Below are 18,593 nucleotides of genomic sequence, written 5' to 3' on the forward strand. Positions count from 1 at the left end.
CAGGCTCGTCTGGCCGGGTCCGGGACTCAGCGCGCCGGCGGGTTCGGGGTGTGACGATCCGCCGCACGCGCTGAGCAGTCCGAGCGCTCCGGCAACGGCGACAGCGGCCAGGCACACCGTACGCGACCGCCGGAGCGGCGGAGAGCAGCTCGTATTCATGACCATCGTTCCTTCTGCGCGTCCCCGGCCGCACGGGCGGGTGACATCCAGGATCAGTCCGGGACCGGTCCTCTCGGACAGACAGACGACCGCGTTACACCCGCCGGGGATGCCGGAAGGGGGTGCGACCCGGCGGGTCACTCTATGTGAGCGGACAGCACCTTCCGTGGAGCGAAACGAGTTCCACGGCGGAGTCTCGTCGTTTCACCCCGGCGGCGGGCAACGGGACGCCTCAAGCAGGCCAGGGGCGTTCGGTGCCCGCTGACAGCGTCGATGACCGAGCCCGTTAGGGTGCAGGTGGATTGAGTGTCACGTCGAGGGTGGGGAGAACATGCAGGTCGTCATCGGATTCGTGCTGGGATGCCTGGTCACCGCCGCGACGTTGCGGATCCAGGCGGGGGCCGCGGCGCGGCTGGCCCAGAGCGCCGCGGACCGCGCAGCCAAGGCGGCCGTCGACGCCCAGGTCGCGGCGGAGTCGACCAGGGTGATGACCAACCGTGTTGTGGAGCTGGCCCGGGCCGTGCAGCCGCCGACCCGCACCGCGCTGTTGGGATCGGTCCACGCGGGGCTGGCGCAACTGGAGCAGCGCAAGCGGGCGGCTGAGCCCCGGGACGCGGTGCCGTGGGATGCCGCGCTCTGAAGGCGCGGGCTTCGAGGGGCCTCGAAGCCCGCGCCGAAAGGTCAGAGCGCGGACGGCGGGGATTCGCCGTGCCGGATTCGAGTGGCTCAGACGCCGTTGAGGGCGTAGTTGCGGAAGGTGGCGAGCAGGGGGAGGACTTCGGTCTTGCTCGGGTCCTCGGTGACGGCCCGCATGGCGTCGATGACCGTGTGGGCGATGATCTTGGTGGTGGGGAGGTCGTCGGGGGTGGCGACCGTGCCCCAGGCCTTGAGGGTCTGGGTGAGCAGGGCGCTCATCCGGGCGCCGATGTTGGCGCTGACGGCGTCCGACAGTTCGGCGATCTCCTCGTCGCTCATGGTGGACCGCAGGCCGAAGGCCAGCGCCATCAGGGTGTCCATCGCGTGCTCGCCGTACGCGGCGACCAGCGCCGGCAGCGACTGCTCCTCGGCCCCGCCCGCCGCAAGGGCGGACAGGGCCTCGTCGTCGTCCTTCCACGCCGCCTCGAGGGCGGCCAAGGCCCGCAGGGCCTCGTCCACGGTCAGGCCGTCTGTCATCTGACGCCTCCAAGGAAACCCCGGCCTTCAGGCCGGGGAGGAATTGGATCGCCCGCGTAGCGGGACAGGGACAGCCGATTCGCCGCCAAGGCCGAATCGGTGTTTCCGGTAGGTGATTTGATCAGCTGTCATGCAGGAATTAGTGTCTCTTGCGTGAAGACCGTTGTGCAGGTGAAGCTGGAGCCGTCGGCCTGTCAGGCCGACGCGCTTGCGGCGACTCTGCGTGCGTGCAACCGGGCTGCGAACCGCGCCTCCGTGGTGGCGTTCGAGTCCGGTGAGCATCGGCGTAACGGTCTGCATCACCGGGTGTACCGGGATCTTCGGGAGTCATCGGATCTGTCGGCTCAGCCGGTCGTTCTGACGATCAAGAAGGTCTGCGACGCCTATGCGACGTTGAAGGCCAACATCCGTGCCGGGAATCTCGGCCCGAAGGGCTCGAAGCGCCGCAACAAGGCCGAGTCGAAGCCGATCAGCTTCCGTGAGGACGCGGCGCAGGCGTTCGATGACCGGTGCTTGAGCTGGAACACCGATGGCCGCACCGTGTCGATCTGGACGACCGCCGGTCGGTTGAAGGCCATTGGGTTCGTGTGCTCGGAGGGTGCGGCGAAGATGATCGCCGACCACCGGCAGGGCGAATCCGACCTGGTGTTCCGTGACGGCTCGTGGTACCTGTTCGCGACCTGCGACATCCCCGCGCCGCCCGTGACACAGCCAACCGATTGGCTCGGGGTGGATCTCGGGATCGTCAACATCGCCACCACCAGCGACGGGCAGGTCATGTCCGGGCGCAGGCTGGAGCGGTACCGCAAGCGGATGCGCGCCCTGACGGCGAAGTTGCAGGCGAAGAAGACCAAGAACGCCAAGCGCCGGTTGAAGGCCGTCAAGCGGCGTGAGCGACGTTTCGCGACCGACACCAACCACTGCATCTCCAAGACTCTCGTACAGACCGCTGAACGCACCTCGCGCGGGATCGCCCTGGAAGACCTGACGGGCATCCGCGAGAGGGTCAAGGCCAAGCACGACCAGCGGTACCGACTCCACTCGTGGGCTTTCGCGCAGCTGGGTGCGTTCGTCCAGTACAAGGCCGACCGCGCCGGGGTGGCGGTGGTCCACGTGGACCACCGCAACACCTCCCGGCAGTGCTCCGCCTGCTGCACCCACAAGGCCAATCGAGTGGATCAAGCGACGTTCGCGTGCCGCGCCTGCGGCATGACCATGCACGCGGATGATGGGGGCACCTCCCGGCCGAAGGCTGGGGGAGGCTCCCGCAACATCCGCCACCGCGCGGCTGATGCGTGGCAGCGGGGCGCAGCCAACCGCCCCAGCGCGGCGTAGAACGCCGCGCAGGACGAGGTGACCACCGGTGGGGCGACTCATCGGGCACATGGTTAACCTCAAGCCGGGTCCTTCAGGGCCGGGTAGTTGACAGCTGGAACGGTATTGAGCCGGTACCCCCGGACGCACGGTTCGGGGACGGGCTTCACACCTTCGAGCGAAGCGGACCCTGTTCCGGCCGGTGGACGTGTGCGAAGTGCTCCGCGTCCCAGTTGCCGCCCAGCTCAGGTGCCAGGGACGAGAGCGCGAGCGCCGCGAAGTCGTCGGCTGCGCCCGCTCGTTCCGGCAGGGCGCCGAGCAGCGGGGCGCCGGCCGAGCGCGGCAGGTCGGCGAGGTTGCAGCGTTCGGCGAGGCCGGGGGCGCTCGGCCAGGAGCCGACCAGGACGCCGGCCAGCGGGAGTTCGCGGGCCGTCAGGGCCTCCGCCGTGAGCGCGACGATGTTGAGGGTGCCGAGCCCGGCGGAGGCGATCAGCAGCACCTCGGCCGGGAGGCCGGCGTCGAGGACGGCCCGGGCCTGGTCGGCCAGCGTACGGCCCTGGTCGTCGTAGCGGACCAGCAGGCCGCCCGCGCCCTCGACCAGCACCAGGTCGTGGGTGGCGGCCAGTTCGGCGACCGCCGTCGCCACCTCGGCGGGGGCGAGGTACGGCAGCCCGGCCCGCCGGGCGGCGGTGTCGGGTGCCAGCGGCTCCGGGTAGCGTACGAGCTCACGGATCGTCAGTTCACCGGCCAGGCGCGCGACTTCGTCCGCGTCGCCGGGTTCGCCCGGTCCGACGCCGGTCTGCCCGGGCTTGAGGACGGCGACCTTCCGCCCGGCCCGCAGTGCCGCCGAGGCGACGGCCGCCGTGGCGACGGTCTTGCCGACGTCGGTGTTGGTGCCCGTCACGAACAGGATGCGCGCGTTCATCCGGCCACCGCCGCGGCGGTCACGGCGGCGGTGATCCGCGCGATGTCCTCGTCCTGGGAGACGTACGGGGGCATGGTGTAGACGAGGTCCCGGAACGGCCGCAGCCAGACGCCCTCGCGGGCCGCCGCCTCGGTCGCCGCCGGGACGTCCACCGGGTGGTCCAACTGCACGACGCCGATGGCGCCTTGGACCCGTACGTCGCGCACGCCCGGAACGTCCCGGGCAGCCGTGAGCCCCTCGACCAGCCCGGTCTCGATGCGCTTGACCTCCACCGCCCAGTCCTGCCCGAGCAGCAGGTCCAGCGAGGCGTTGGCGGCCGCGCAGGCCAGCGGGTTGCCCATGAAGGTCGGGCCGTGGGCGAGGACCGGCATCTCGCCGCGGCTGATCCCGTCGGCGATCTCGCTGGTGCACAGCGCGGCGGCGAGGGTCAGGTACCCGCCGGTGAGGGCCTTGCCCAGGCACATCACGTCGGGGGAGAGGCCCGCGTGGTCGGCGGCGAACAGTGCGCCGCTGCGGCCGAAGCCGGTGGCGATCTCGTCGAAGACCAGCAACACCCCGTACCGGTCGCAGAGTTCGCGCAGCATCCGCAGGTAGGCGGGGGAGTGGAACTGCATCCCGCCGGCGCCCTGGACCACCGGTTCGACGATGACGGCCGCCAGCTCGTCCGCGTGACGCTCCATCAACTCCTCGAAACGGGCGGCGTATTCGGCGTCGAGCGGGGCGTCGAAGCCGGCCGGCGGCTGGGGCGCGAAGAGCTGCCCGGGCAGCACCCCGCCCCACAGGTGGTGCATCCCGCCGTCCGGGTCGCAGACCGACATCGGGTGGAAGGTGTCGCCGTGGTAGCCGCCGCGCCAGGTGAGCAGCCGGCGCTTCTCCGGCCGCCCGGTCGACTGCCAGTACTGCAGGCACATCTTCATGGCGACCTCGACCGCCACCGAGCCGGAGTCGGCGAGGAATACGTGCTGCAGCGGCTCCGGGGTGATCTCCACCAGCCGGGCGGCCAGCCGGACGGCCGGCTCGTGGGTGAGCCCGCCGAACATCACGTGACTCATCCGTCCCAGCTGCTCGCGCACCGCCTCGTCCAGCACCGGGTGCCGGTAGCCGTGGATGGCCGCCCACCAGGACGACATCCCGTCGACCAGCTCGCGCCGCCCGTCCGCGACGGGCTCGGCGAGGCGGAGTCTGACGCCCGAGGCGGATTCGACCACGTACGGGGTGACGGTGCCGGGCATCGGCCCGTACGGGTGCCAGACGTGCGCCCGGTCGAGGGCGAGCAGCGTGTCCGCGGACAGCTGGGACATGGTGAGTTCTCCCCGGTGGTCAGGCGTTGGGGGCGAGTTCGGTGCCGGCGCCGCGGCGGCGGACCTTGACCAGGTCGCTGCGCAGCTCGTCGTCCGCACCCTGCTCGACCAGCGCGGGCTCCGAGTGGGAGTGTCCGCCGCACGGGCCGCAGCCGCCGCCGCTGCCGCAGGCCGAGGCCGCCGTCCCGCAGGAGCCGGACGCGGCCGACGCGATGTCCGCGCGGTGGCGCGGCAGGGTGGCCTCGCCGGCGCCCTCGACCTCGAAGCCGGCGTCCTTGATCATGTCGAGGTCGGCCTGACCGGCCTGGCCCTCGCTGGTGAGGTAGTCGCCGAGGAAGATCGAGTTGGCGATGTGCAGCCCGAGCGGCTGCATCGAGCGCAGGTGCACCTCGCGGCCGCCGGCGATCCGCACCTCGGTGTCGGGGTTGACGAAGCGGACCATCGCCAGGATGCGCAGGCAGCGCTGCGGGGTCAGGTTCCACTCCTTGGCGAGCGGGGTGCCCTCGAAGGGGATCAGGAAGTTGACCGGGACGGAGTCCGAGCCGAGCTCGCGCAGCGCGAACACCACGTCGACCAGGTCCTCGTCGCTCTCGCCCATGCCGGCGATCAGGCCGGAGCAGGCGGACAGCCCGGCGCCGTGGGCCTTCTGCACGGTGTCCACCCGGTCCGCGTAGGTGTGGGTGGTGGCGATGTCGCCGTAGGTGCCCTCGGAGGTGTTGAGGTTGTGGTTGTAGGCGTCGGCGCCGGCCGCCTTGAGCCGCTCGGCCTGGTTGTCGGAGAGCAGGCCGAGGCACACGCAGATCTCGACCTCGGGGTCGGCGTCCTTGATGGCGGCCATGGTGTCGGTGACCCGGTCGATGTCACGGTCCGTCGGGCCGCGGCCGCTGGCGACCAGGCAGACCCGCTTGGCGCCGCCGGCCACCCCGGCACGGGCGGCGTCGGCGGCCTGCTCCGGCTTGAGCCAGGTGTACTTGAGGATCTCGGCCTTGGACCCCAGCCGCTGGGAGCAGTAGGAGCAGTCCTCGGGGCAGAGCCCGCTCTTCAGGTTCACCAGGTAGTTGAGCTTGACCCGGCGGCCGAACCAGCGGCGGCGCACCTTGCCGGCGGCGGCCACCACGTCGAGCAGCTCGTCGTCGGTGGTGGAGAGGACGGCCAGGGCCTCCTCGCGGGTCGGGACTTCGCCGCGCAGGCCCTTGCTGGTGAGGGTATCGAGCAGATCCATGGGCCGATCCTGCCTGCTGGCGCTCGAATGACGCCAGAGCAAACCCACCAGAAGATCCCCGGAAGGATGTGCCGATTGCCACAGTGTCGAAGCTCACGGCGTCGGCGCTGGTCACGCGCTTGACGGGGGTCGGGGAGGACGGTTACCGGCGGGTAGCGAAGTGGCGTGCGGGGCGAAGATCGACAACCCCCGACCCCGTGATCCAGGCCACCCGGAGGGTGCTTAGAATCTGCGCCATGACCACGCAGGGGGAGCGCACCCCGACTCCGGGAGAGGGCCAGGACGGCCGGGCAGGACAGCGGACCGGCGCGGGCGCCGCGGGCACTTCGGCCGAGGCCACTGCGGCCGGGAGCACCGCGGCCGACGGTACCGCGCGCAGCAGGCGCGGCTGGCGGCTGACCGGCCGCCGGGCGGTCGGCTGGGTCGTCGTGGTGGGCGTGGTCGTGGCCGGCGGATGGATCATCACCCGCCCGACGCCCGGCGACTACATACCCGGCCTCGGCCCCTCCACCAAGGACTCCGCCCGCACGCCCCCGGTGGTGGGCGCCCCGCCGCCGACCACCGACCCCGAGGCCCTCAACGCCGACAACCTCTTCCCCGCCCAGCGCACGGTCGAGGCCATCGGCTACAAGGCCCGGCGCAACGGCATCCGGCAGGGCGAGCAGTGCGACGAGGTGCTCCAGGACCGCACCCAGGAACTGCTCCGGGACAGCGGCTGTCGGGCCTATCTGACGGTCAGCTTCACCGGTGTCGACCACCCGGTGCTCAGCAGCGTCACCCTGCTGCGCTTCACCGACCAGTCCGCCGCCGCCAAGGCCGCCGAGGCCCTGCGCGCCAAGCCCGGCGCGGTCGCCTTCATCCTCGCCGACACCAACATCGCGCCCGCCCCCTCCGCCGGCAGCGCCAAGCCGGGCAGCGAGCCGCGGATCGAGGCGGTCGGCCACTACGTGACCGTCACCAGCTCCCGTCCCGGCGACGCCCACCAGGCCGGCACCGCCACCCCGGGCACCCCCGGCGCCACCACCCCGACGCCGACCGCCTCGGGCACCGGCGGCGAGCCGAACCTGGACGAGGCCACCCGGGCGCTGTCCTACGCGGCGGGCCAGCCGTTCGTCTGGATGTGACGGACGGCCAGGGGCCCGGCGCAACTCGTCGCGCCGGGCCCCTTTTGGCGGAAGGTCAGCCCCCGAGCCGGTCCACCGCGGTCACCCGCAGCACCGCCCGGCCCTCCTCGTCCGAGCCGTACAGGTCGACCTCGGCGCTGATGCCCCAGTCGTGGTCGCCCTCCGGGTCGTCGAAGATCTGCCGGACCTTCCAGGCGGAGTCCTCCTCCTCGATGATCAGCATCTTGGGGCCGCGCGCGTCCGGGCCGGTGCCCAGGTCGTCGTACTCGTCCCAGTAGCCGTCCATGGCGTCCGCCCAGCGGTCCGCGTCCCAGCCGTACTCGCCGTCCAGCTCGCCGAGCTCGTCCCAGTGCTCCAGCGCGCACAGCTCGACCCGGCGGAACATCTCGTTGCGCACCAGCACCCGGAAGGCGCGGGCGTTGGCGGTGACCGGAGCCGGCTTGTCGTCCAGGGTGACCTCGGCGGCCTGCGGCTCGGTCGGGTTGGCCAGCTGCTCCCACTCGTCCAGCAGGCTGGAGTCGACCTGGCGGACCAGCTCGCCGAGCCAGGCGATGACGTCCTTCAGGTCGTCGGTCTTCACGTCCTCGGGGACGGTCTGCTCCAGCGCCTTGTACGCCCCGGCCAGGTAGCGCAGCACGATGCCCTCGGTGCGCGCCAGCTCGTAGAAGCCGACGTAGTCCGTGAAGGTCATCGCCCGCTCGTACAGGTCCCGCACCACGGACTTCGGCTGGAGCTGGTGGTCGCCGATCCACGGGTGCGCCCGGCGGTACACCTCGTACGCGTGGGTGAGCAGTTCCTCCAGCGGCTTCGGGTAGGTGATCTCCTGGAGCCGCTCCATCCGCTCCTCGTACTCGATGCCGTCCCGCTTCATCTCGCCGACGGCCTCGCCGCGCGCCTTGTTCTGCTGCGAGGCGAGGATCTGGCGCGGGTCGTCGAGGGTCGCCTCGACGACGGAGACGACGTCCATCGCGTAGGACGGCGAGGTCGGGTCGAGCAGCTCGAAGGCGGCCAGCGCGAAGGTGGACAGCGGCTGGTTGAGCGCGAAGTTCTCCTGGAGGTCCAGGGTGAGGCGGACGATCCGGCCCTCGGCGTCCGGCTCCGGCAGCCGCTCCACCACGCCGCCCTCCAGCAGCGAGCGGTAGATGGCGATCGCGGTGCGGATGTGCCGGCGCTGGGCGGACCTGTCCTCGTGGTTGTCGGTGAGCAGCTTGCGCATCGCCTCGAAGGCGTTGCCCGGGCGGCCGATCACCGACAGCAGCATCGCGTGGCTCACCTTGAACCGGGAGACCAGCGGCTCCGGGTCGGCGGCGATCAGCTTGTCGAAGGTCTCCTCGGTCCAGCCGACGAAGCCCTCCGGCGCCTTCTTCCGCACCACCTTGCGCTTCTTCTTCGGATCGTCCCCGGCCTTGGCGATCGCCTTGTCGTTCTCGATCACGTGCTCCGGCGCCTGGGCGACCACCTGGCCCACGGTGTCGAAGCCGGCCCGGCCCGCGCGCCCGGCGATCTGGTGGAACTCGCGGGCGCGCAGGATGCGCACGCGCTGTCCGTCGTACTTCGACAGGGCGGTGAACAGCACCGTGCGGATCGGCACGTTGACGCCGACGCCGAGCGTGTCGGTGCCGCAGATCACCTTCAACAGGCCCGCCTGGGCGAGGCGTTCGACCAGCCGGCGGTACTTCGGCAGCATGCCCGCGTGGTGCACGCCGATGCCGTGGCGCACGTAACGGGACAGGTTGCGGCCGAACTTGGTGGTGAACCGGAAGTTGCCGATCAGCTCGGCGATGGCGTCCTTCTCCGCCTTCGAGCACATGTTGATGCTCATCAGCGACTGCGCCCGCTCCACCGCCTCCTTCTGCGTGAAGTGCACGACGTAGACCGGCGCCTGGCCGGTCTGCAGCAGCTCCTCCAGGGTGTCGTGCAGGGTGGTGCGGCGGTACTCGTAGAACAGCGGCACCGGGCGGGTCGCGTTGCGCACCACCGTGGTCGGGCGGCCGGTGCGGCGGGTCAGGTCCTCCTCGAAGCGGCGGACGTCACCGAGCGTCGCGGACATCAGCAGGAACTGCGCCTGCGGCAGCTCCAGCAGCGGGATCTGCCAGGCCCAGCCGCGGTCCGGCTCGGCGTAGAAGTGGAACTCGTCCATCACCACCTGGCCGATGTCCGCCCGCTCACCGTCCCGCAGCGCGATCTGCGCCAGCACCTCGGCCGTGCAGCAGATGATCGGCGCGGTCGGGTTCACGCTCGCGTCGCCGGTCATCATGCCGACCTGCTCGGTGCCGAACATCTTCACCAGGTCGAAGAACTTCTCCGACACCAGCGCCTTGATCGGCGCCGTGTAGAACGTCCGCTGCCCCTCCGCCAGCGCCGCGAAGTGCGCCCCCGCCGCCACCAGGCTCTTGCCCGAGCCGGTCGGCGTCGCCAGGATCACGTTGTTCCCGGACACCAGCTCGATCAGCGCCTCCTCCTGCGCCGGGTACAGCGTGATCCCACGCTCCTCCGCCCAGGCTGCGAACGTCTCGTACAGCGCGTCGGGGGTGGCGGGCTTCGGCATCAGATCAAGGAGGGTCACCCGGCTATCTTGCCTGCTCGCCGCCACCCCGGGCAAAGCCCGGGATCACGCGACGGGAACGGTCGGGGCGGTGGAGACGAGCTGGGGGGTGTTGGCGCACCTGTACGCGCCCGGGGCGGCCCGCGCGATCTTCAGGGCGACATCGGCGTACGTCTGCCGGATCCTGGCACGGGGCGAGGTGGAGACCCAGGGCTCGCCTTCGACGGAGACCTGGACGTACGCCGGGTCGGCCTCGCCCTTACGGAGCTCCGCCGGTAGCTGGTAGCCGTCGCATCGGACGTACAACCGCACCCGGGGAGACTTGTCGCCGCCCGCGTCGGCCACCCAGCCCACTGTGTCGGGGCCGAAGTCCAGCGGCGTGGTGCGACCGGCCTCCCGGGTGTCCTTCTGCCGGTCGGCGTCGATCCCGTCGTAGGCGGGGGAGACGGTTGCCGACAGAAGGACGTCGGCCGTTCTGTGCTGCCCGGCCCACCAGACTTCGCACTTGCCGTACCGGTCGCCGTTGACCGGGGCCGACGGGGTTGCCATCCGGTCCTGGCGGGCGCCCTCGTAGCCACGGCCGTCCGGGCCCGCGAGCACCTTGAGCTCGTCCCTGGTGACCTGGGACCAGCAGGCGCTCTGCGGCAGCTCCACCTCCTGCCACGGCTTCCACGCCCACAACCCGCCGCCCACGGCCGCCGCCGCCACGAGGGCGACGGCGGCGTGCCAGGGGCGGACCCGGGACCGGCGCCGGGGCGGGTCGTCCGGGGACGGCGGGATGATGTGGGCGACGTCAGCCATGTCTCAATGCTCTCGGTGGGCCTGGGGTGTGGCGTTCGGGGTCTACTTCTTGGGGAACGCGGTTCCGAAGGAGTCCCTGCCGCTGCCGTAGCCGGTGTTCTCCTCCTGCGCGGCCCGTCGGGCCACGTCGTCGATGTAGTTCGGGTCGGCGCCCGTATTGCGGCCGGCGTCGCGGACCGCGTTGATGATCGCCTGCTGGGCGTTGGTCTCGGCGTTCTGCTTCGCCGTGACGGCCTCGTCGCTCGCGGCGTCGTGGGTGTCGACCTTGTAGCCGGCGGCAACGTTGTCCATGATCTGGTTGGCCACGTAGTCGACGCCCTCGCCGATCAGGGGGGCCCTCTCCTTGATCGCGTCGCCGGCGAACGACCAGAGCTGGCCGGCGAGTTCCCGCTTGGTGTCGATGGCGCCGTTGAACTGGGCGTCGCTGGCGGTGTGCTTGTCGTAGATCGCGTCGACCATGGCGCTGGTGATCAGGCCGTTGACCTGGCCGGCCGGCTTGGCGATGTTCTCGATCGCCACGGCCAGGTCCTTGTGCAGCTCGGGGTGGGCCAGCACGTCCTGGATCTGGGCAGTGGTGTAGGCCTGCTGCCCGGCAGCGATCGAGGCGTAGGCGTCCGGGTTCCGGCCGAGCGTGCCCAGCAGTCGCTCGACCTCGCCCGCCTTGAACAGGTGCGAGTTGGAGCCCGGCCCTTCCAGGGCGCCCTGGATGTCGCCCATGTAGTTGGCGGTCATGTTGCCGAGGCTGCCGTTGAGGTTCGCGAACCGTCCCCCGTTGAGGGCGTCCGGACCGTCGCCGGTGCCGAACCTGGTCACGACTTGTTGCATGACGGCGTTCATGTCGCTGGTGTGCGGAGGGAACTTGCCGTGCACGTCGTCGTACGCCCGGCCGGTGGTGGCGGCCTCGAGGGCGTGGCCGAGGGAGGTGACGTCGAAGGGGTCGGCGGTGCCCGGGTTCGGCCGGGGCGGGTACTGCTGGTCGAGCAGGAGAGAGCGGGTGCCGTTGTCGGTGAGGGTCTTGAGGTAGGTGTTCGCGCCGCCGGTGCTCTTGACCGTGCCGTCCGGGTTGTAGGTGGTCGCCGGATCGTGGAAGAACTTGGTGGCCGCCTCGGGGCTGTGACCGAGGCCTTCCAGGACGGCGGACATCGGGTTGATGCCGCGCAGGTTCCCGTCCTTGTCGGGCACGCCGATGAACTTGAGCTCGGTGAACGGGTAGGTGGCCTTGGTGGCCGCGTCCCAGCGCATCGGGTTCTCTTCGGTGAGCTGGGTGACGTGCTCCGCGATCGGGTTGATGAAGTGCGGGTCGTACTTCCCGTTGCGCAACAGGTTGGCCATGATCTGGTAGCCGTACGGGCTGTGCGCCGGGTCGGCGCCCGCCGGGACGGGGATCTGCTTGGCACCGGCCGCGCGCAGCTTGGTCTCCCAGTCGTCCGAGACGTGCAGCGGCTGCTTGGTGTCGGTCGCGGTGGCCAGGGTGAGGCCCAGGTCCTTCTGGATGCCCTTGATCGCGGCGGAGCGGGCCGGACTGTTGGCGTAGTCCCCGCTCTGCGCCATGGCACCGTACTTCGACAGGAAGGTCGCCGGGTCCTGGTTGCCGTAGAAGGAGGTGGCGAAGCGCGGGTCGCTGTCGTGGTGGTCCAGGATGCTCTGGAGGTGCTTGAGTTGGGCGTCGCTGGCCTTGTCGCCGAGGCTGAGGATGTAGGTGGCCGCCTTGGCCTCCTCCTCCGGGATGCCGCCGGCCGGATTGGCGTTGAAGGCGGTGCCGTCACTGCCGGTGTCGTCGCCCAGGGCCCTGGCAGCGTCGAGGTCGGCCTCGGTGGCGCGGTCGATCGCGTCGCCGATGGCCTTGGCCGCCGAATCGGCCTTGGCCTTCCAGCTCTTGCCGTAGTCCGGGTCGCGCTTGTCCTCCTCGGTCGTGGGCGCGGGCCAGCTCACCGCGCCCTCGCTGTTGACGGTGAGGCCGACCGTGGTGGCGTTGTGCACGGCATTGGTGAGGTCCTGCTTGGCGGCCGTGATCTCGGTGTGGGCGTCCCGAAGGGCCTTGGCCAGCGCTGAGGCCTCCTCGAAGGCGGCGTGGATCTGGTCGCGGGCCCAGGTGAGCTTGGCGTTGGCGAGGCCGGCGGCGTCACCGTGCCAGCCGGACTGCGTGATGGTGCCGATGACCTCGTTCTGCATCCGCTGGGTGAGGTCCCACTTGCGGACCAGGGCCTCGAAGTCGCCCGCCGCCGAGTTGAGGCTGCTGAGGTCGACCTGCTGGAGCTGGCTGAATGTCACCATGATCGTACTGCTTTCCCCCGTGCGCGGTGCTAGCTCTTGGCGCTCTGCGGCTTGTTGAAGCTGGCGTGGATGTCGGACTCGGTCTGGATGTACGCCTGCGCGGTGGTCTGGAGGTTGGTGCCGATATCTCCGACCGTCCCCTTCAGGGCGTCGGCCTGGGTGGACCACGTTGCCCAGGATGCGGGGAGTACGGTGCCGAGGGCCCAGCCCTTGAGCGCACCGGCGGCGGCGGTCACGTGCTCGCCAGGTTGGTCGCACTCGGACTTGACGGAGTCCCGCAGGGAGAAGGCGTTCTGGGCGGCCTGCTGGAGCACGCCGGTGTTGACCGTGACGGTCTTCCCGCCGCCGGCCGGATTCAGCGAGACCGGGGCGGCGTTGGCGCCGGCCAGGTCCGGAAACCGCTTCTTCGCTTCTTCGGTCAGATTGCCCTTGTCGTCGAAGAGCCACGGGTTCATTCGACGCTCGAACTCAAGGTCTGTCACTTCTTGCCCCCAGGTGAAGAACGACGTGGAGTGTATCGAAAATATTGTCGAGTCATTGGGGGTGGCTGCAGAGCTGTCGAATTCAGTCGAAGTGACAGAGTTTCGGTGTCTGGGATCTGTAATTCAAATGAATTCAAGATGAACGCCACAAAAACAGCACGCCGGGGCTGTGCCGAGTCGCACATTGATCGGGGCTCGGGAGGCGTGTCAGAGTGCCGGGCATGGTCAACTCTCTCGCCTCCCAGACCCGCCCCGCCGCCGCGCCGGCCCCGGCGGACGTCTTCGACTGGCTCGACGAGGCCGCCGCGTTGCGCGCCGACGCCGGGCTGACCCGTACGTTGCGCAGCCGGGCGGCGGAGGATCCGGTGCTGGACCTGGCCGGGAACGACTACCTGGGGCTGACCAGGCACCCGGTGGTGACCCGGGCGGCGGGGGAGGCGGCGCTGCGGTGGGGCGGGGGTGCGACGGGGTCGCGGCTGGTGACCGGGACGACCGCGCTGCACACCGAACTGGAGGAGGAGCTGGCGGAGTTCTGCGGGGTGGAGGCCGCGCTGGTGTTCTCCTCCGGGTACACGGCGAACCTGGCCGCGCTCACCGCGCTGACCGACCCGGACACCCTGATCGTCTCCGACGCCTACAACCACGCCTCGCTGATCGACGGCTGCCGCCTCGCCCGCGCCGACGTGCACCGGGCCCCGCACAGCGACCCGGCGGCGGTCGCCGAGGTGCTGGCCGGGCGGGCGCAGCGGCGGGCGCTGGTGGTCACCGACTCGGTGTTCTCGGTGGACGGGGACGCGGCGCCACTGCGCGGGCTGTCCGAGGCCGTCCGGGCGCACGGCGCCGCGCTGCTGGTGGACGACGCCCACGGGCTGGGCGTGCTCGGCCCCGGCGGGCGCGGCGCGCTGGCGGCGGCCGGGCTGGCCGGGCAGCCGGACACCGTCGCCACCGTGACGCTGTCCAAGTCGCTCGGTTCGCAGGGCGGCGCGGTGCTCGGCCCGCGCCGGGTGATCCAGCACCTGACCGAGACCGCCCGCACCTTCATCTTCGACACCGGTCTGGCCCCGGCAGCCGCCGGCGCCGCCCTCGCCGCCCTGCGGCTGCTGCGGGCCGAGCCGGAGCGCGCCGAGCGGGCCCGCGAGGTCGCCCGCAGCCTCGCCGCCCGGCTCACCGCCGCCGGTCTGCGGGCCTGCGAGCCGGACGCGGCCGTGGTCTCGGTCCGCGCCCCGGGCCCGGAGGCCGCCGTCGCCTGGGCCGCCGACTGCCGCCGGGCGGGCCTCGCGGTCGGTTGCTTCCGGCCCCCGTCCGTCCCGGACGGCGTCTCCCGGCTGCGCCTGACCGCCCGCGGGGACCTCACCGACGCGCAGATCGCGGACGCCGTCCGGATCATCGCCGAGCTGGCCCCGGCGGGTGCGCGGGGCTAGGCCTTCAGGTTTCGACGCGATCCGGGCCGCCGTCCGCCGGACGGTGGCCCGGATCCGTTGCTGTTCCCGCCGTTTCTACGGCGCGCTGGCGGTGCTGGGCGGCCGGGCGCTGGCGGTCGTGTACGCCGACATGACCAGCGCGATCGCGCTCGGCGTTCCGCTCGGCAACGAGATCGGGGCGCTTGCCTCCTGGCGCTGGGCCTTCGGGTTCGTGGCGCTGCTCGCCCTGATCACCATCGGCGGTCTGGCCGGGCGTCTGCCGTCCGTCCCCGGGGCGGCCGGACTGCTCGCCCGACTCCCGCTCGTCGCAGCCGGCTTCGCGCTCCTGGCGGCGCTGTGCGCACTGGCCTCCGGCGGTCAGCGGGCGGGCCAGGAGACCGAGGTGCCGGTCGAAGCGCGACGTCCGCAGCCGGTGGGCGACTGAGAAAACCGCTCGGCGGGAGCGGTCCCGGAAGGCAGGATGACGGGATGGCTGATCTGCTCTGGGACGACCACGTCGCGTGGCTGCTCGATCCGTCCGACGGGGGCTACCTCCCGGACGTGTACGTCGCGGACACGACGACGGCGGACTGGCAGGCGCTGCTCGACCTGGTGGTGGAGCAGCGCTGGGCCTTCGAGTACTCCGAGGGCGACACGGTGCTGCCGCTGCCCCGGGCCGAGACGGTGCTGTCCCGGCCGTCCGGCGCCGAGTGCCCGAACCTGCGCGTGTGGCCGGACCCGGAGGTCTGCGCGATCTTCCGGTTCCTCGGTGAGGAGGAGATCGACTTCGACGTCGACCTCCGCGAACTACAGGGCCAGGAACGGCTGGACGTCCTCTGCGGGTTCCTGGCCGCGATCGGGCGCCGGCTCGGCAAGTCGGTGCCGATGTTCTACCAGGGCGACACCCGGGAGCCGTTCCTCGGGTACGACGTCGAAGCCGACCGGGTCCGGGTGTTGTGGACACCGCCGGAGGCAGGGCGGCGGGATGGCTGATCTGCGCTGGGACGACCACGCCGCATGGCTGCTCGATCCGGTCCGCGACGGCTGGCTGCCGGACGGGTGCGTCGCGGACACCACAACGGCGGACTGGCAGGCCGTGCTGGACCTGGTGGTGGAGCAGGGCTGGGCCCTTACGTTCGTCGTGGGCTGCTTCGAGGTGCCGCTGCCCCGGGCCGAGGAGGTCCTCTCCTGGCCGGCCGGATCCGCGCGCCCGGTGCTGAGCGTGCGGCCGGGCCCGGAGGTCGGGGCGGTCTTCCGGTTCCGCAGTGCGGAGCGGATCGACTTCGACGTCGATGTCGACCGGCTCCGCGGCCAGGAAGGACTGGACGTGCTGTGCGAGTTCCTGGCCGCGGTCGGACGGCGGCTCGGCAGGTCGGTGCCGACGTACGCCGGGAGCGGCGACACCCCGTTCCTGCAGTACGACCGCGAAACCGACCGGGTCCTGGTGCGGTGACCCCCAGGACCCCGAAGCCCTACGGTTGCCCCAGCACCAGCAGCGCCTCCGCGCCGACCGGCCGGTAGCCGGCCGCCTGGAAGGCGCGGACGCTGGGGGCGTTGCCGGGTGCCTGCTGGGCCCAGACGGTCCCGCCCTCCGGCAGCAGGTGGCGGGCGGCGGTGGCGAGGGCGCGGCCCAGGCCGCGGCCCTGGGCGTGCGGGTCCACCTCGACGGCGGTCTCCCACCGGCCCGCCACGCCGCGGCCGAGGATCAGCACGCCGCCGTCGGTCTCGTACACCCGGACGTCCTCGCGGTAGCGCAACGCCCGTACCACGCGGGGGTGTTCGCGGTCCCCGACCGGGGTGAGCGGCAGCGGCGGGGCGCCGGGGAGGCGGTCGGCGACGGTGAGCAGGTCGATGTTGTTGACGGTCCGCCCGGTGCGCTCGGCGAAGGCGGTCAGGAAGGGCGGGCAGAGCGGCGCGGACAGCGGGTCGCCGGGGGTGGCGGCGAGCGTCTCGCGCACCCAGTCCGGATCCTCGTCGGTGAACACCGCGGCGTGCGCCGCGAAGGCCGTCACCCCCGCCTCACGCGGCGACGGCTGCGGCACCACCGTGACCGACCCGTCCGGCGGCGGGAACACCCCGCCCGCCGCGTCCGCCAGGATCTCCGCCAGCCCCCGCACGCCCATGCTCCCCATCCCCTCCCGGAAAAGTCGTCCGGCCCAGTTGATCACCGGCTGCGGTGATACGCCAACAGGTACCGCCAGAACAGCAGTCGGCGCAGTCGGAACCCCGGCAGGTGCTGCGCCGCGTACGCCCGGATCTCGGGGAGCGAGGTCTTCGGCATCGTGACCGGGGCCTGCACGCGGCTCGGCGGGGCGCCGCGCTCGCGCAGGTACACGGCCAGCCGGAAGACCGCGTTCACCGGCACCGCCGCCAGGCTGAGCAACCGGTCCCCGGCCGTGGTCTCCCGGTAGCAGCCCAGCACGACCAGCACCCCGCCGGGCGCCAGGGCGTCGCGCAGCCGGGCGAGGGTGTCGAGCGGCAGATGGTGGAGGCTGGCCAGGCTGGAGATGAAGTCGTAGTGACCGGGCGGCAGTTCGAGCGTGGTGAGGTCCGCCTGCCGGTACCGGATCCGTGAGGAGTCACCGCGCGACTGCGCGGCGGTGATCACGACGGTGTCGCGGTCGACGGCGTCCACCTCGAGACCGCGCCGGGCGAGCGCCCGGGCGAAGGTGCCGGTGCCGCAGCCGACGTCCAGGGCGCGGCGGGCGCCGGGCGGCAAGGAGCGCAGCAGTAACCGGTGGTAGTGGTCGTTGTGGTCGAAGGGCATCCGGTCAGACTAGACCGGCGCACTGAACCGGCGGACTAGGCCGACTTCCTGCGAGCCCGGCTCGGCTGGACCCGGGTCGGTTCGCCCGCCGCCTTCGGGTGGTCGGGCGGGTACGGGAGTTCGCCGAGGCCCTCGTCGTGCAGCTGCTTCTGGTACAGCTCCAGCACGCCGTCCAGCCGGTAGGCGTGGTCGTCCATCTCCGCGTTGAGGTCGCCGAGTTCGGCGAAGCGGGCGGGCACCGTCCGCAGGTCGAAGTCCTCCGGGGCGGCGTCGTCCAGCTCCTCCCAGCGCAGCGGGGTGGAGGCGGTGGCGCGGGGGCGGGCGCGCAGGGAGTAGGCGGAGGCGATGGTGCGGTCGCGGGCCATCTGGTTGTAGTCGACGAAGATCCGTTCGCCGCGCTCCTCCTTCCACCAGGCGGTGGTGACCCTCCCGGGCATCCGCTGTTCCAGCAGCCGCCCGAGGGCGATCACGGCGTGCCGGCCGTCGGTGAAGGTCCACTCGGGCACCAGCGGGACGTAGACGTGCAGGCCGCGCCCGCCGGAGGACTTGGGCCAGCCGCGCAGCCCGTGCTCCTCGAGCAGGGCGCGCAGCTCGTGGGCGGCGTGGACGGCGTCGCGGAAGTCGGTACCGGGCTGGGGGTCGAGGTCGATGCGCAGCTCGTCGACGTGGTCGGTGTCGGTGCGCCGGACCGGCCAGGGGTGGAAGGTGAGGCAGCCCAGGTTGGCGGCCCACAGCACGGCGGCCGGTTCGGTGGGGCAGATCTCGTCGGCGGAGCGGCCGCTGGGGAAGTCGATCCGGGCGGTGGGCAGCCAGTCCGGCAGGCCCTTGGGTGCTCGTTTCTGGTAGAAGAACTCGCCGTCGACCCCGTCCGGGAAGCGCTGGAGGGTGGTGGGCCGGTCGCGCAGTCCGCGCAGCACCCCGTCGGCGACGGCCAGGTAGTACTGCGCGACGTCCAGCTTGGTGAGGCCGCGCTCGGGGTAGTACACCTTGTCCGGGTTCGACAGCCGGACGGTGCGCCCGGCGACTTCGAGTTCGACGGCGGAGCCCATGCCCCTCACCGTAAGGGCGCGGCGCCCGGCGCGCGCCCCGAGCCCGTTGGCCCGAGT

The 18,593-nt window shown here is 71.8% G+C and carries 18 protein-coding genes; 7 read left to right on the forward strand and 11 right to left on the reverse strand.

Going from position 1 to position 18,593, the window contains the following annotated elements; all coding sequences use genetic code 11:
* Window positions 1–490 precede the first annotated feature (490 nt).
* Window positions 491–799 (forward strand): hypothetical protein, encoded by a 309-nt coding sequence (locus tag O1G21_RS34170; protein WP_270149177.1) that lies wholly within the window; start codon window positions 491–493, stop codon window positions 797–799.
* A gap of 86 nt (window positions 800–885) precedes the next feature.
* Here the strand turns inward: O1G21_RS34170 and O1G21_RS34175 are convergent, their stop codons facing one another.
* A complete protein-coding gene (locus O1G21_RS34175; RefSeq protein ID WP_270149178.1) occupies window positions 886–1,332 on the reverse strand; it encodes a hypothetical protein in 447 nt (148 codons plus the stop codon).
* A 153-nt stretch (window positions 1,333–1,485) separates the two neighbouring features.
* Here O1G21_RS34175 and O1G21_RS34180 point away from each other — a divergent pair, with 153 nt between their 5' ends.
* Window positions 1,486–2,667 carry an RNA-guided endonuclease InsQ/TnpB family protein gene (locus O1G21_RS34180; RefSeq protein ID WP_270149180.1) on the forward strand — a complete coding sequence of 394 codons (1,182 nt, stop codon included), beginning with the start codon at window positions 1,486–1,488 and terminating at the stop codon, window positions 2,665–2,667.
* Between the two features lie 145 nt (window positions 2,668–2,812).
* On the opposite strand, the gene bioD is transcribed toward O1G21_RS34180, so the two are convergent.
* Genes bioD through bioB form a run of 3 tightly spaced genes read right to left on the reverse strand, consistent with a single transcriptional unit; the run spans window position 2,813 to window position 6,094 of the window.
* Window positions 2,813–3,571: a dethiobiotin synthase gene (gene bioD / locus O1G21_RS34185; protein ID WP_270149182.1), complete on the reverse strand. Its 759-nt coding sequence runs from the start codon at window positions 3,569–3,571 to the stop codon at window positions 2,813–2,815.
* Entirely contained in the window at window positions 3,568–4,872 is a 1,305-nt protein-coding gene (locus O1G21_RS34190) for an adenosylmethionine--8-amino-7-oxononanoate transaminase (RefSeq protein WP_270149184.1), read from the reverse strand. The genes bioD and O1G21_RS34190 overlap by 4 nt, the downstream gene beginning before the upstream one ends.
* A gap of 19 nt (window positions 4,873–4,891) precedes the next feature.
* Window positions 4,892–6,094, reverse strand: coding sequence for a biotin synthase BioB (gene bioB, locus O1G21_RS34195; RefSeq protein WP_270149187.1), 1,203 nt, complete (start codon window positions 6,092–6,094; stop codon window positions 4,892–4,894).
* A 236-nt stretch (window positions 6,095–6,330) separates the two neighbouring features.
* Between bioB and O1G21_RS34200 the strand changes: the two genes are divergently transcribed.
* Window positions 6,331–7,218 (forward strand): hypothetical protein, encoded by an 888-nt coding sequence (locus O1G21_RS34200; RefSeq protein WP_270149188.1) that lies wholly within the window; start codon window positions 6,331–6,333, stop codon window positions 7,216–7,218.
* Window positions 7,219–7,273: 55 nt separating this feature from the next.
* Here the strand turns inward: O1G21_RS34200 and O1G21_RS34205 are convergent, their stop codons facing one another.
* From O1G21_RS34205 to O1G21_RS34220, 4 genes are all read right to left on the reverse strand, one after another.
* Complete coding sequence (locus O1G21_RS34205; RefSeq protein WP_405000846.1) at window positions 7,274–9,766, reverse strand: DEAD/DEAH box helicase; 2,493 nt, start codon at window positions 9,764–9,766, stop codon at window positions 7,274–7,276.
* Window positions 9,767–9,829: 63 nt separating this feature from the next.
* Complete coding sequence (locus O1G21_RS34210) at window positions 9,830–10,564, reverse strand: hypothetical protein (protein ID WP_270149191.1); 735 nt, start codon at window positions 10,562–10,564, stop codon at window positions 9,830–9,832.
* A 42-nt stretch (window positions 10,565–10,606) separates the two neighbouring features.
* Window positions 10,607–12,838, reverse strand: coding sequence for a hypothetical protein (locus tag O1G21_RS34215; RefSeq protein ID WP_270149192.1), 2,232 nt, complete (start codon window positions 12,836–12,838; stop codon window positions 10,607–10,609).
* A 29-nt stretch (window positions 12,839–12,867) separates the two neighbouring features.
* Window positions 12,868–13,293 carry a WXG100 family type VII secretion target gene (locus tag O1G21_RS34220; protein ID WP_270149195.1) on the reverse strand — a complete coding sequence of 142 codons (426 nt, stop codon included), beginning with the start codon at window positions 13,291–13,293 and terminating at the stop codon, window positions 12,868–12,870.
* A 248-nt stretch (window positions 13,294–13,541) separates the two neighbouring features.
* Between O1G21_RS34220 and O1G21_RS34225 the strand changes: the two genes are divergently transcribed.
* Genes O1G21_RS34225 through O1G21_RS34240 form a run of 4 tightly spaced genes read left to right on the forward strand, consistent with a single transcriptional unit; the run spans window position 13,542 to window position 16,173 of the window.
* Window positions 13,542–14,741: an 8-amino-7-oxononanoate synthase gene (locus O1G21_RS34225; RefSeq protein WP_270149197.1), complete on the forward strand. Its 1,200-nt coding sequence runs from the start codon at window positions 13,542–13,544 to the stop codon at window positions 14,739–14,741.
* Window positions 14,742–14,784: 43 nt separating this feature from the next.
* A complete protein-coding gene (locus O1G21_RS34230; RefSeq protein WP_270149198.1) occupies window positions 14,785–15,165 on the forward strand; it encodes a hypothetical protein in 381 nt (126 codons plus the stop codon).
* Window positions 15,166–15,209: 44 nt separating this feature from the next.
* Window positions 15,210–15,713 (forward strand): hypothetical protein, encoded by a 504-nt coding sequence (locus tag O1G21_RS34235; RefSeq protein ID WP_270149200.1) that lies wholly within the window; start codon window positions 15,210–15,212, stop codon window positions 15,711–15,713.
* On the forward strand, window positions 15,706–16,173 hold the full coding sequence (locus O1G21_RS34240; RefSeq protein WP_270149201.1) for a hypothetical protein: 468 nt from the start codon (window positions 15,706–15,708) through the stop codon (window positions 16,171–16,173). Before O1G21_RS34235 ends, O1G21_RS34240 begins: the two co-directional genes overlap by 8 nt.
* Before the next feature lie 19 nt (window positions 16,174–16,192).
* Here O1G21_RS34240 and O1G21_RS34245 read toward each other — a convergent pair whose 3' ends face one another.
* Genes O1G21_RS34245 through ligD form a run of 3 tightly spaced genes read right to left on the reverse strand, consistent with a single transcriptional unit; the run spans window position 16,193 to window position 18,536 of the window.
* Window positions 16,193–16,843, reverse strand: a complete 651-nt coding sequence (locus O1G21_RS34245; protein ID WP_270149203.1) for a GNAT family N-acetyltransferase — start codon at window positions 16,841–16,843, stop codon at window positions 16,193–16,195.
* A gap of 41 nt (window positions 16,844–16,884) precedes the next feature.
* The gene (locus O1G21_RS34250; protein ID WP_270149205.1) at window positions 16,885–17,487 is read right to left on the reverse strand and encodes a class I SAM-dependent methyltransferase; all 603 of its coding nucleotides are present in this window, start codon (window positions 17,485–17,487) and stop codon (window positions 16,885–16,887) included.
* Window positions 17,488–17,522: 35 nt separating this feature from the next.
* Window positions 17,523–18,536, reverse strand: a complete 1,014-nt coding sequence (gene ligD, locus O1G21_RS34255) for a non-homologous end-joining DNA ligase (protein WP_270149207.1) — start codon at window positions 18,534–18,536, stop codon at window positions 17,523–17,525.
* Between the last annotated feature and the right edge of the window lie 57 nt (window positions 18,537–18,593).

This window comes from Kitasatospora cathayae (assembly GCF_027627435.1).
Classification (GTDB): domain Bacteria; phylum Actinomycetota; class Actinomycetes; order Streptomycetales; family Streptomycetaceae; genus Kitasatospora; species Kitasatospora cathayae.